Origin of the sequence: Cytobacillus sp. FSL R5-0569, from assembly GCF_038007265.1 — a bacterium.
Taxonomy (GTDB): domain Bacteria; phylum Bacillota; class Bacilli; order Bacillales; family Cytobacillaceae; genus Cytobacillus; species Cytobacillus kochii.
Map to the genome: position 1 here is coordinate 224,587 of NZ_JBBOWW010000001.1, position 13,276 is coordinate 237,862.

Consider the following 13,276-nt stretch of genomic DNA (forward strand, 5'->3'; position numbering starts at 1 on the left):
GAGTTAGCCATTACCTCTATAAAAATGTCCTGTTTTCAGCCAATTTATTACTTATCCTATTCGTTCAATATACTTTCTTCTAATACCGAGAATTTATCCCCATATAGCTTGGTCAAATGGTTCTCTCCCCAGGCACATAATGAAGTTAAGATCCCTTCTAAGCTTTGTCCGTATTCGCTGAGTTCGTATTCTACTTTTGGTGGAACTTGATTGTACACGATACGATTGATGACACCATCCTCTTCAAGCTCGCGTAGCTGTTGGGTAAGCATCTTTTGTGTGATGTTAGGCATGAGACGCTTTAATTCGCTTGTTCGCTTTTTGCCATGTGTGAGATGACAAAGGATTACACATTTCCACTTTCCTCCGATGACTTCTAAAGTTGCTTCGACAGAAATATTGTATTTCTTCTTCTGCATTCTTGTTTCCCTCCTTAGGAACTAAAAAGTACCTATATTACTTTCTGGTATCTATATCACTTTAAAGTGCGTACTTCTCTTTGTGTTCCATATGTATCATAATAACATTTGCCGGCAGATTGAAACGATACTTTCCTTTAAAATTATTATGTTCGAAAAGGAAATTTTCCATTTATATAAAAGAAAAAAGGTGAAGAATATATGAATCTAAACAGAAAGCAAAGCACAATGGCCTTGCTTACTTTGGCAGTAAGTGCCTTTGCAATCGGGACGACTGAATTTATCAGTGTTGGTTTATTACCCCTTATTGCAAATGATTTAAGTATTCCGGTAACCACTGCAGGGTTAACGGTTTCTTTATATGCCTTAGGGGTAACATTTGGTGCCCCTGTTTTGACATCTTTGACATCGAGAATGTCCCGCAAGACTTTATTACTTTGGATTATGATTGTTTTTATAATCGGGAATACGCTTGCTGCCTTTTCAACAACTATAGGGCTATTACTCGTTGCACGTGTGATCTCAGCATTTTCCCATGGGGTCTTCATGTCAATCGGATCGACAATCGCTGCTGATTTAGTTCCTGAAAATCGAAGAGCGAGTGCGATTTCCATTATGTTTACGGGTCTGACGGTCGCTACTGTTACAGGTGTTCCATTTGGCACCTTTATCGGTCAGCAATTAGGGTGGAGAGCAGCGTTTATGACGATTGTCATTATTGGTGTTATTGCTTTAATTGCTAATAGTATTCTCGTTCCATCACATTTACGAAAAGGGGTCAAAACATCCTTTCGTGATCAACTGAAACTTGTGAAAAATGGCCGGTTATTGCTCTTATTTATCATTACAGCACTAGGTTATGGTGGAACCTTCGTCGTGTTTACCTTCTTATCGCCATTGCTTCAAGATATCACTGGATTTGAAGAAGGAACTGTAGCAATCATTTTATTGGTTTATGGCATAGCGATTGCAATTGGGAATATGTTTGGCGGGAAGTTATCGAATCAAAATCCTATCCGCGCATTGTTCTATATGTTTATTGTACAGGCGGTTGTGTTATTTATTTTGATGTTTACAGCACCTTTTAAAGTGGCTGGATTGATAACGATTTTTCTAATGGGGTTATTAGCATTTATGAATGTGCCGGGTTTACAAGTCTATGTGGTGATGTTGGCAGAGCGCTTTGTTCCGAGTGCAGTGGATGTCGCATCTGCCATCAATATTGCAGCATTTAATGCTGGTATCGCCATTGGCTCTTACTTAGGTGGTATGATTACGGACTCGATTGGACTGATTCATACATCTTGGATTGGAGCGCTTATGGTTTTAGTGGCAGCCGTTTTAACGGGGTTTAGCAGAGCTTTGGAACGAAAAGATCAAGAAAATAATATCACTTTGGAGGTTGAAAGATGATGGTCAAACATTTACAAGATACAACTACTTTGCATAACGGTGTAAAGATGCCTTGGTTTGGATTAGGTGTTTTTAAAGTGGAAGAAGGTCCTGAATTAGTAAACGCAGTAAAGTCAGCGATTAACCATGGATACCGCAGCGTGGATACCGCAGCAATTTATGAGAATGAAGTAGGTGTAGGTGAAGGTATCCGAGAAGGTATAAGAGATGCAGGGATTTCTAGAGAAGAGCTATTTGTCACTTCTAAAGTTTGGAATGCTGATTTAGGGTATGAATCAACAATCGCTGCTTATGAAGCAAGCTTAGAGAAGCTTGGTTTAGCGTATTTAGATTTATATTTGATCCATTGGCCGGTTGAAGGGAAATATAAGGATGCTTGGAGAGCTTTAGAAACGCTTTATAAAGAAGGTCGTGTAAAAGCCATTGGAGTGAGTAACTTTCAAACTCATCATCTGGAAGAACTAATGAAGGATGCTGAAATTAAACCGATGGTCAATCAAGTAGAATGCCATCCAAGGATATCGCAAAAAGAGTTACAAGTATTTTGTCAAGACAATGGGATTCAGCTGGAAGCATGGTCACCATTAATGCAAGGACAATTACTAGATAATAAAGTGTTACAGGAGATCGCAAACAAGCATCATAAGTCTGTTGCGCAAATTATTTTGCGTTGGGATTTACAGAACGGGATTGTCAGCATTCCAAAATCAACAAAAGAGCATCGAATTGTAGAAAATGCAAATGTGTTTGATTTTGAATTAACGATAGAAGAGATGGAAATCATTGATGGATTAAATCAGAATCTTCGTGTAGGGCCAGACCCAGACAATTTTGATTTTTAATAAAGAACTTGTAGTGTAGGGATGCATACTTTCCCTACACTTTTTCATGTGTCCTGTATGAGAGAGGCAATCGGCTTTTATTTCAAATGAGACTAACGAATGAAAATCATCAGTCTTTTTTTATACCATCAGTTCTATATTATAGAAGGAATTATGCGCCCTTTATAGAAATAAAGGGAGAGTTAAAGGTGATTGATTCATTGCATGGTTAGTACAAAGGATTGGATGTGGAAGTATGCAAAAGCGTATTCTTCTTGTGGAAGACGACAGGGAGATTAGTGAATTAATAACAGATATTTTGAGACAGGAGAGTTTCGAGGTATTTACCGCATTTGATGGGGAGGAAGCTTTATCCCTTTTCCATAAGGAGGACTTTGACTTAATCTTGTTGGATTTAATGCTTCCGCAGTTAAGTGGTATGGATGTTTTAAAACGCATCAGAGAAGAGAGTTTAATGCCTGTGTTGATTATTTCAGCGAAGGATAGTGACTTAGACAAGGCGTTAGGATTAGGCTTTGGTGCCGATGATTATATAAGCAAACCGATTTCAATGATCGAACTAACGGCGAGGGTCCATGCGGCTATTCGTAGGGCAACGCAATATCGTCCTGCGGGGACTCCAGCAATATCTCATAACATTCATTTTAAGGAATTATCCCTCGATTTACATACCTTTTCTGTACAAATGAAAGATAAGGTTGTGCAGCTTACTTCTAAGGAATTCCATATTTTAAAGCTGTTTATGACCAATCAAAATCGAGTGTTTACAAAGGAACAAATATACCATTTTATTTGGGAAGATGATTATTACGGCAATGAAAATGTAATCAATGTTCAGATAAGAAGGTTACGAGAAAAAATAGAAGAGAATCCGTCTCATCCAAAGTATATTCGAACCATTTGGGGAATCGGATATAAATTAGGTGAATAGTCTATGATGGTTACTTTAATTGTTATCATGGCCATTTTAATTGTAATGAATGGATGGCAATATTATTCTCGTAAAAAAACAAAGCAACATATAAATGAAATCAGTGATAAGTTAACAAATATTATCGAACAACAGACAGCTGAAAAAGTGTTACTCCAAACAGATCAAGAGGCCATTCAACTTTTACTTATTCAAATCAACCGAATGCTTGATAACAATCAAAAAGTATTTGCCGATTACGCCAAAACAAAAGATAGTTTAAGGAAAATGATAGCCAATATGTCACATGATTTGAAAACACCACTAACAGTTATTTTAGGTTATGTAGAAAAAATAAAGCTGGATAAAACGATGGCTAAGGACGAAAAAGAAATCGTCATTTTACGCTTGCACGAAAAAGTAATGAGTCTCGTTTCTTTACTTAATCAATCCTTTGATCTTGTTAAACTAGAATCCGATGATTACCTCATGCCGTTGAGTAAGGTTTCACTTAATGAGATTTGTAGAAAGAATGTATTAGAGTTTTATGATTTGCTTGTATCAAAAGGATTTCAGGTAGAGATAGACATTCCAGAGCGGAATTTTTACATTCTTGGTAATGAAGAGGCAATTAACCGGGTGCTAAGTAATCTTATCTCGAATGCGATTCGATATGGAAATGATGGGGGCGTATTAGGTCTCACCCTTCGAGGAGATGGGGAAACCATTGCCGTAGAGGTTTGGGATAAGGGGAAAGGGATTGCAGAGGTACACCAGGACCGGGTGTTTGAACGACTATATACATTAGATGATGCTAGAAACCCTCAATTTCAAGGCAGTGGATTGGGTTTAAGTATTTCGAAACGATTAACAGAAGCAATGAATGGCACGCTGCACGTGAGTAGCCAACCATTTGAGAAGACGACTTTTACTTGTAGGTTTAAACAAATGACATATTAAGACTTCGCGAAAAGGGGTGTTCTGTTGGAACGGCTCTTTTTTTATTCAAACTTAAGAAACATGTAAGAAATGAGAAAGAAAAAAGATACTATCTTTGCTTAAGCTAGAAGTAACAATCATAAAGGAGGTTAAGACAATGGATTACGTCGTGCAAACCAATGGCTTAACAAAAAAGGTCAAAGATAAGGTGCTTGTAACTAATGTAAATCTTCATATTAAAAAAGGAGAAATATACGGATTTCTCGGACAAAATGGGGCTGGGAAAACGACAATCATGAAAATGCTCACGGGATTAATTCATCCTTCTTCAGGAGAGATTACGTTATTTGGTGAAAGGCTTACAGAAAATAAGAAGTCTGGGTTGAAGCGTGTAGGTAGTATTATTGAATATCCGCTCTTTTATGAGCATTTAACAGCGAGAGAGAATCTACAGCTTCACTGTGAATATTTAGGGTTTTATGATCAAAAAGCCATTACACAAGCTTTAGATATGGTTCATTTAAAAGGAATTGAAGGGAAAAAAGTGAAGGATTTTTCCCTTGGAATGAAGCAGAGATTGGGGATTGGCAGAGCCATCATAACAAAGCCAGAACTGATTGTTCTCGATGAACCGACCAATGGTCTTGATCCCATTGGTATAAAAGATATGAGAGATTTAATTCGCATGTTAAATAAAGAATATGGCATGACTTTTCTCCTTTCTAGTCATATTTTAGGGGAAATGGAACAGGTTGTTGATAGAATAGGTGTGATTAGGGATGGTCAATTAGTGAATGAAGTCACTTTGGCTGATATTAGGAAGCAGCAAACGGAATATATTGAGATTGTGACATCGAATGTAGAAAAATCAGTGTATTTGCTAGAGTACGAACTTCGTATTACTAATATGAAGATTATAGAAGACAATAGAATTCGCATATATGATTTAACCTTGTCCCCAAGTGAGATCTCAAAGGCATTAATTCTTCATCAGATTGATATAGAAGAGATACAAAAACATACAAGTACACTGGAAGATTATTTCTATCAAATTATCCATGGAGGTGAACAGCATGTTTAAATTAATGGAGCTGGAGTGGAGGAAACTAAAGCAAAAAATGGTGATGGGTGAGATCATTATTTATGCGGGTATTCTTATGTTTATGCCGATTTTCTTTATTAAAATGGTAAGCGCTGACTTCGGGCAAAGTTATGCGACAATTATTCAATTGATTTTGGCCATACAGATGGGCTGGGTGCTATTTGGAGCTTCTCTTATTAATCAGGTGGTTATAGATGAGTATAAGAACAAAACGTTCTCTCTTTCATTCGGCTATCCAATTAGTCGGAAAAAGTTAATTATCGCAAAAGTGCTTTTTATCTCACTCGCAGTTTTTCTCTGTACACTCGTATCCTTTCTGTTGTCAGGTATCGTTACGTATCTTCTTGATCATCTGTTCCATATCATTAATGGGCAACCAACCGTTGTAGATATTACTTCATATGCTAGTAAGATGATCATTCATTCTTTTTTCATTACACTAATTAGTTTAATTCCCCTCTTTTTCTTTGGGATTTGGAAAAGAGCAACGATTCCAACTGTCATTTGTGCCATGTTCCTTATGCAATTTCAAAACTTTTCTTCTCTTCTTAATATAAATCTCAATTCTGATTTTGTGAACGCAGGTCTATGTCTTTTGGGAGCGGTTAGCATTTTTCTTTCAATTAAGATGGTTGATAGAGTGGGGGATGTTTAATTTTTTTGATGGTATGGGAGATAACTAAATGATTTCAGGAAACGAACAATAACAAATGGTAATCTTTAAAACATCAGTTGCAAAATTGAGTCCGTTCCATTGCGCTCTTGTACACTCGCTTTCCGCGGGGAGGAAACCTTGAGCCTCCTCAGCATTGCTTGCGGGATCTCAGCTTTCCCTCTACTTCCCGCAAGAGTCGAGTGTCTTCCGCTCCATTACACTAGTCTTTTAATATTTGTATATAATCGATAAAGTAATCCCAATGAATAAAAGATAGATGTTCCTATTCATTCGATACAACTTTCGCTGAAGTATATATGTCCCAGCCCTAATGGGGGCTAATAGGTAGATTAAAAAGGAGGAGCTTATATAATGCCTGTGGCGCTTAGAGAAGTATTAAAATCAGAAAAGAATATCTTAAAAAACCTTTACTCCCTGTACCTTCATGACCTTTCAAGATACACATCAACACTGGATATTGGGCCAGACGGTATCTTTGAATACGATGGGGTTGATCAGTTTTGGGAGGTAGATGGGCTATCCCCATATTTCATCTTGATAGACGAGCGTATTATAGGGTTTATCCTCTTATTAGAGCGTCCGTTTCTAAGGAAAGAGTATGATTTTGCAGTGAATGATATTTTCTTGCTTAATAAATACAGAGGGAAAGGAAATAGTACGCGGGCTATTAAAGAGATATTTCATAATAAACAAGGAAAGTATTACGTCATTGAACTGATTGAAAATAGAACTGCAGTATCTTTCTGGAGAAAAATATATAAAGAGTTCAATATTCCATACGAAGAAAAGCAAGATATGATTGACGATGAGCTATGCTTGATTCAAACATTTAAAGTATAAATGTTAAGGTACAGACAGTTTGAAAACGAAAGATCAAACGATACAGCAGACGATAGCATTTTTCTTTAGGAAGGCGACTACGATCCTGAATTTTTATCTGACGTTAAAGAATGTGAATTCAGGGCAAAAGTAAATCAGTTTTTTAGTGGTCAAAAAAAGATTTTAATAGTATTTATCAGACGCTTTAAAGACGAGCCAAACGCTAACGATTGGCCCCCTCCTCAGCAATTTACACATTATAATGACTCTTTAAAAAATCTATAAATAATTTAACATGACGTAAGTTTTCGACGAATGGGTTATAGAAGAGACTGGTTTCTCGGTAATAGATGTCTTCTCCAAATTCATTTAATGAAATGGTGTATAAGTCTTCTTCACCTTCGATACTGATACCGGGTAGTACGGCGATACCAACGTTATACTTTACCATCTCTTTGCATGTAGCGGCTTGATCAGTTTCGATACTTGGATGTACAGGCTTTTGAAAATTGGTACGCCACCATTTATCAATTATGAGACTTAAGGGTGGATCTGTTTTATAAGTGATAAATGGTAGGTGAGGGATATCTTCTTTTTGAAACGGATTTTTTGATACGATAAATAATTCTTCATTACATAGTGTACATTTCTTTGCATTTAGGGAGTAATTACCGCGGATAATGGCTAAATGGATTTCTTCCGCATTGAGTGCTTCTTTCATTTCGCTGCTCCATCCCGTTTTCAGTTGTATATTTATATTAGGGTAAAGCTCTTTAAAGGCATTCAATATTCTGGGGAGGTGGTGTAGCGCGAACAAACCAGAAGCGCCGATTGAGATCGTGCCCTTTATTTCTTCAGCTAGATTAGCTAATTGATCTACGAGTAATCTTTCGTTATGTAAGGTTTGTTCAGCATGTTCATAAAGAATCCGCCCCTCTTCTGTAAAGTCAATTCCTTTTGACCCTCGTACAATCAACTCAATTTCATATTTTTTTTCGAGCTGTTTAATACGATAGGTGAGAGCAGGCTGCGATGTATACAAATTATTAGCAGTGTGTGTAATATTCTTCGTCTTGTACAAATCAATTAATAGGTGGCAATCATTAAGGTTCATAGCAATTTCCTTCCGCATTGATATAAAATTTTTTTATCGGTGTCGCTGAAATTTATTTATTTTATTCATTGGAATATATCATATATTCTGTAAAAGGAAAAATAAATTTGAATCTGGAGAGTTTTTTTACGGCTGTTGTTTTTGATTTAGTAGGCGTAATTACTGGAGGTAGTAGTGTTTAATCTTTGGAGGGGATTTAATGCGCGCAATTCTTCCTATTGCCACAGTGGTGATTGTAGCGATAGTTGGTGTAGGCATTTTTCAATTACTCTCCTTTCCTATGCCGTGGATGCTAGGCTCGTTATTTGGCGTATTGCTCACACAACTGATATGGAAAATACCTATGAAGTGGCCCGTTATGATGCGAAATATTGGGCTACTTATAGTAGGGACGGCAATTGGTCAGCTTTTTACTCTTAATATATTAGTCTCGATGAAAGACACTTTACTTTTTATGCTCATGCTCAATATTTCTTTAAGTGTATGTTGCTTTGGATTAGCCTATATTTTGAAAATATGGGCAAAAATACCATTTGCGACAGCGATAACAGCTAGTATTCCCGGTGGGTTATCTCAATTAGTTATTTTTGCAGAGGAACAAGAGAATATTAACGTAGCTATAGTAACGTTTTTTCATGTCATTCGTGTTCTGTTTGTTGTTGGGCTTATTCCGATTATTGTTTCCCTAACTGGAGAGGCGCCGGAATCAGTCATACAAAGTTCAAACAATGTTCTGCATAATATCGGTCTAATCCTATTGGGACTTCTGTTTTTGCCAATTGGGAAAAAATTAAGATTGCCGGTGCCACATTTTTTAACGCCTGTCCTTATGGGTTTGCTATTAAGTCTATTTAAAGTAGATTTAGCCCCAATGGATAGTCACCTGTTGCATATAGCACAGCTTTGTATCGGTGCGTACATTGGATTACTGTTACATCCGAAATCTTTACGATTACCCGTTCGCGTATTAATAGGAGGGATTAGTAGTGCAATATTACTGTTAATCATTACCTTTATAATTGCAGAGGGAATGGTTTTATTATTTGATATGGATTTTGCCACCAGCTATTTAAGCACAGCTCCAGGTGGAATGGATCAAATGGGGCTCATCGCTACCGCATTACAAGCAGATGCTACACAGGTAACGATTTTTCAATTATTCCGCATGCTATTCATTTATATAGTTATTCTACCTGTATTAAAGTGGAAGATATTCAAGTGATAAAAAATTTTTATGGATATGTTTAAAAATTATGTATTTTATTTATTTCTAATCATTTCTTATAGTTAATCTATCAACGAATAAAGGGGATATGTTTGATGGCTAAATATGACGTAGTAATTGTTGGGGCGGGAAATGCGGCATTATGTGCAGCGATATCTGCAAAAGAGCAAGGGAGTTCGGTACTCGTATTAGAGAAAGGACCAATTGAAAAACGTGGTGGTAATTCATTTTTTACTGACGGCGCCATTCGTGTAGCTTATCAAAACTTAGATGCTATTACGAAAGTGATTGATTTAGATCAGGACACGATTAATAAAATTGATATGCCTGAATACAGCACAGAAGATTTCTATAATGATATTATGAGAGTTTCAAAAAATCAAAGTAAACCTGAGTTGATTCGTCAATTAGTTGATCAATCCTTACCAACGATTGAGTGGATGAAAACACAAGGTGTCGTATTTGAGTTGAACTATGCGAACCAATCTTTTGAAAAAGAAGGAAAGGTTCATTTCTGGGGCGGTTTACCAGTTAAAACCGTTGATAAAGGAATCGGCTTAATGCGCAGCTTATTTCATCGCTGTGAAGAGTTGGGAATTGAAATTTGGTATGAAAGTGCAGCCACGAATATTGTCACGGAAAATGAGGCAGTGGTGGCGATTGAAGTGCAAACAAAAGAGCAACTGCAAACGATTCAATGTGAAAGTGTTGTTTTAGCATGTGGAAGTATAGAAGCGGACAAAAAGAAACGTGCGGAAGCATTAGGAATGGAGTGGAACGAAGCAATCGTTAGAGGGACTGAGTTTAACACGGGTGATGGCATTGATATGGCGGTATCAATCGGTGCGCAAACGTTTGGTCAACGGAATGGCTGTCATGCCATTGGAACAGATGCCAATGCCCCACGAGTAGGTGATTTCCAAAAACCAGGTGATATTTTCAAAAAGCATTCTTACCCTTATAGCGTGATGGTCAATGTGGAAGGTCACCGTTTTGTAGACGAGGGAGCCGATTTCCGTAACTACACCTATGCAAAATATGGTAAAGAAATATTAAAGCAACCGAAAAATATAGCCTACCAAATTTATGATGCTAAAGTTCGCCCAATCTTACGTGCGGAGTATGATTTAGAAGAAGCGACCGTCATTGAAGCAGCTACACTTGAAGTGCTTGCAGATCAATTAGATATAAATAAAGAACAATTCCTACAAACCATTTTTGACTATAATGCAGCGGTTCAAGAAGGTGAATTCAATCCTTCAGAAAAGGACGGTAAATCGACAAAAGGCATTACCCCAGCCAAATCTAACTGGGCACAAACCATAAGTGAAGGCCCATTCTATGCCTATCCTGTGACTTGCGGGATTACGTTCTCATTTTGGGGATTAGCGACAACAATCGAAGGGGAAGTAGTCAATCAATCGAATAAACCAATCGAAGGCTTATATGCTGCTGGAGAAATGATTGGCGGTATCTTCTACGAGAATTATCCCGGCGGTTCAGGCTTAATGTCTGGCGCCGTCTTTGGTAAATTAGCTGGTGCAGCGGCTTCGCGCCATGCTCAGAAAGTAAAATAACTCCTTTCACACAAGGTATTCTCGTTACCTTGTGTTTTTTTTTTGTATTGTAGTGTGCTGACAGTTCGCTTACGCTGGTTTTGATTTTTACTTTCCTGCTCTTTAATAAATTATGTTTTTTATATAAATGTAAATAATGGTAATATAATGAAGATATCTATTTCTAGAAGTTTTATGAGTAAATTTCCTGTGAGGTGTAAATCAGACAGTATGATAGGTTTTATCGCGGTCTTATTCAGCATGCTAGGATTCTTCTTAATTATTAATATGTTCCTAGCCATTTTGTATTTTTTTAGTAGTAGAGCTGGTGGAAAATTTTACAGCTGGATAACAGAGGATTTTGTGTTTCTGATGATTTTATCCATACCTTTCTTTGCTTTAACGGAACTAACTGCTAACGAATTGTATAATCGCTTTAACGGGTTTCTTGCAAGAATCCTACTGATTTTTTATATTATTACCTTATTCATCTTAGCGATCGTTTTCTTTATATTATTTGGCTATTTTGCAGAAATGGGGTAAAGGGAGACTAATGGCTGTTGATTGATATCGTGTTTTAGTCTTACTTTAGTGAACACTATATAAAATATAATTTATCACCATATAAAAGAGTGCTAATTATCGAGACCACAGTTTAAGCTCATGCTGTGGTTATTTTATTATGGTTTGAAACATTATTATGCTAGATATTAATATTAATTTTAGAATTTTGTTAACATTACTACTATCTGTTTCGTCTTATAAGCATAGGAGGAGGGATATGAGAGAAGCGTTGGATATCGATGTCTTGAATAGAGAGTTAAATATTGTTTATAAATATTTATTAAAAAAAGGGGTACCCCACATAGATGCTCAAGATGCTGTGCAAGAAACAGCGCTTAAGTATATCAAATTATCTGACACGATTCGTTCATCAAAGGTACGAAGTTGGTTAATTCGTGTGGCATTGAATTACCATTATGACCAATGTCGCAAAAATAAGAAATACCACTTTAATTTAGATGAACATAGTGGTGAGCCGGAAAGTACGGAAACCCCCGAGGCGCTAGTTATCTCAAAAGAACGTGCGAGAGAATTGTCTAGTATACTCAATCAGTTAAAACCTTTTTATGCAGAGATTCTACTATTAAAATATCAATCAAATTTCACATATGAGGAGATAGCTATCATTTTGGGGATAAGCATTGGCGCTGTGAAGATTAATTTATACCGCGCTCGAAAGAAATTATTGAAATGTTTGGAGGAGGCACGTGATGACGAATCATAAAAAGGATGAAATGGATTTTATTAGTGATTCACTATTCCGGCGTTCAGTAAGAAAGGCAAGATGGAAGCAATTTGGCTTATATTTTTTAATTTCTACGATATCCGTTCTTATTTTAATCTTCTTAGTTTTTAGTGGTGTTCAATATCTTATCAATAAAAAAATAGAAAGTGGTATGGATGAGGATTTAAACAGTTGGTCGAAAGGAGCAGGTATTATCAGCCATAATACTACCTTTCATTATAATCTCTTTAGCGCCATTGGTGAGACGGTCTATTTTAAGGAAATTGGAGGAAGACAATTTGTTTGGAATAAAGAGACAAATGAATATCCAGCGATAGGTAGAATCAAGCTTGTTAGTCGAGCGAGCGGTTTAACTGAAGGAAATAAGGTAGATGAAGAAACTAAAAGGGTTGTTCGGTACAACCAAATGAATAATGAGCGTATTGTTGATTTTTATTACCCTCGAATCAACTACAGTTATTTACCTCAGGAAATTGATATAGCTGTAGGACTCGACAAAAACACATTAGTAGAAGTAGCAATATCATTTGATGAACCGATGACTCCTAAAGAATTGGGTAATATCATGGGTGTGGAGAATATCGACTGGTTATGGGTTAATGAGCACACACCGAAACCAACAGAAGGAAATCCTGACCTGCATCATGTGTTGAATGGTGATAACTCTTATGGATATGGTGTTTCAGAAGACGATCCTTATTATAACGATGAATCAGAAACGCTAATTAGTGGAGCCATGATAAGCGGCACACCAGAGGAGTTGGAAAGGTTTAGAGATATAAGTATCATTAGGGCATCAGTTTTAGGGGTAACGATTGATAAATATTAGGATAAAAGGGGTACTCGTATGAATAACAATTACAAATGAAAGATACAAAGGTTATATCGGAAGAAAATTAATGAAAATAAGCAAGATGAGGCCGCAAATGGTCTAGAGCTTCTCCTCGTCGTT

Annotated in this window: 14 protein-coding genes; 12 read left to right on the forward strand and 2 right to left on the reverse strand. The window is 36.8% G+C overall.

Annotated elements, in window-relative coordinates; all coding sequences use genetic code 11:
• Positions 1-56: 56 nt before the first annotated feature.
• Positions 57-419, reverse strand: a complete 363-nt coding sequence (locus MKX78_RS01210; protein ID WP_341049392.1) for a winged helix-turn-helix transcriptional regulator — start codon at positions 417-419, stop codon at positions 57-59.
• Between the two features lie 201 nt (positions 420-620).
• Here MKX78_RS01210 and MKX78_RS01215 point away from each other — a divergent pair, with 201 nt between their 5' ends.
• The 7 genes from MKX78_RS01215 (at position 621) to MKX78_RS01245 (ending at position 7,141) form a co-directional block, all read left to right on the forward strand.
• Positions 621-1,832, forward strand: a complete 1,212-nt coding sequence (locus MKX78_RS01215; protein ID WP_341049394.1) for an MFS transporter — start codon at positions 621-623, stop codon at positions 1,830-1,832.
• Positions 1,832-2,674: an aldo/keto reductase gene (locus MKX78_RS01220; protein WP_341052685.1), complete on the forward strand. Its 843-nt coding sequence runs from the start codon at positions 1,832-1,834 to the stop codon at positions 2,672-2,674. The genes MKX78_RS01215 and MKX78_RS01220 overlap by 1 nt, the downstream gene beginning before the upstream one ends.
• Before the next feature lie 235 nt (positions 2,675-2,909).
• Entirely contained in the window at positions 2,910-3,605 is a 696-nt protein-coding gene (locus tag MKX78_RS01225; RefSeq protein ID WP_341049396.1) for a response regulator transcription factor, read from the forward strand.
• A 3-nt stretch (positions 3,606-3,608) separates the two neighbouring features.
• On the forward strand, positions 3,609-4,544 hold the full coding sequence (locus MKX78_RS01230; protein WP_341049398.1) for a sensor histidine kinase: 936 nt from the start codon (positions 3,609-3,611) through the stop codon (positions 4,542-4,544).
• Positions 4,545-4,680: 136 nt separating this feature from the next.
• A complete protein-coding gene (locus tag MKX78_RS01235) occupies positions 4,681-5,604 on the forward strand; it encodes an ABC transporter ATP-binding protein (protein ID WP_341049400.1) in 924 nt (307 codons plus the stop codon).
• Positions 5,597-6,280: an ABC transporter permease gene (locus MKX78_RS01240; RefSeq protein ID WP_341049402.1), complete on the forward strand. Its 684-nt coding sequence runs from the start codon at positions 5,597-5,599 to the stop codon at positions 6,278-6,280. The genes MKX78_RS01235 and MKX78_RS01240 overlap by 8 nt, the downstream gene beginning before the upstream one ends.
• A gap of 372 nt (positions 6,281-6,652) precedes the next feature.
• On the forward strand, positions 6,653-7,141 hold the full coding sequence (locus MKX78_RS01245; protein WP_341049404.1) for a GNAT family N-acetyltransferase: 489 nt from the start codon (positions 6,653-6,655) through the stop codon (positions 7,139-7,141).
• Positions 7,142-7,370: 229 nt separating this feature from the next.
• Here MKX78_RS01245 and MKX78_RS01250 read toward each other — a convergent pair whose 3' ends face one another.
• Positions 7,371-8,234, reverse strand: a complete 864-nt coding sequence (locus MKX78_RS01250) for a LysR family transcriptional regulator (protein ID WP_341049406.1) — start codon at positions 8,232-8,234, stop codon at positions 7,371-7,373.
• 199 nt (positions 8,235-8,433) lie between these two features.
• On the opposite strand from MKX78_RS01250, the gene MKX78_RS01255 reads away from it, so the two are divergent.
• From MKX78_RS01255 to MKX78_RS01275, 5 genes are all read left to right on the forward strand, one after another.
• Entirely contained in the window at positions 8,434-9,456 is a 1,023-nt protein-coding gene (locus MKX78_RS01255) for an AbrB family transcriptional regulator (protein WP_341049408.1), read from the forward strand.
• 98 nt (positions 9,457-9,554) lie between these two features.
• Positions 9,555-11,036: an FAD-dependent tricarballylate dehydrogenase TcuA gene (gene tcuA / locus MKX78_RS01260; protein ID WP_095371036.1), complete on the forward strand. Its 1,482-nt coding sequence runs from the start codon at positions 9,555-9,557 to the stop codon at positions 11,034-11,036.
• Positions 11,037-11,246: 210 nt separating this feature from the next.
• A complete protein-coding gene (locus tag MKX78_RS01265) occupies positions 11,247-11,558 on the forward strand; it encodes a hypothetical protein (protein ID WP_233435324.1) in 312 nt (103 codons plus the stop codon).
• A gap of 238 nt (positions 11,559-11,796) precedes the next feature.
• Positions 11,797-12,303 (forward strand): RNA polymerase sigma factor, encoded by a 507-nt coding sequence (locus MKX78_RS01270; RefSeq protein WP_341049411.1) that lies wholly within the window; start codon positions 11,797-11,799, stop codon positions 12,301-12,303.
• Positions 12,290-13,153 carry an anti sigma factor C-terminal domain-containing protein gene (locus tag MKX78_RS01275; RefSeq protein ID WP_341049413.1) on the forward strand — a complete coding sequence of 288 codons (864 nt, stop codon included), beginning with the start codon at positions 12,290-12,292 and terminating at the stop codon, positions 13,151-13,153. The genes MKX78_RS01270 and MKX78_RS01275 overlap by 14 nt, the downstream gene beginning before the upstream one ends.
• Positions 13,154-13,276 lie beyond the last annotated feature (123 nt).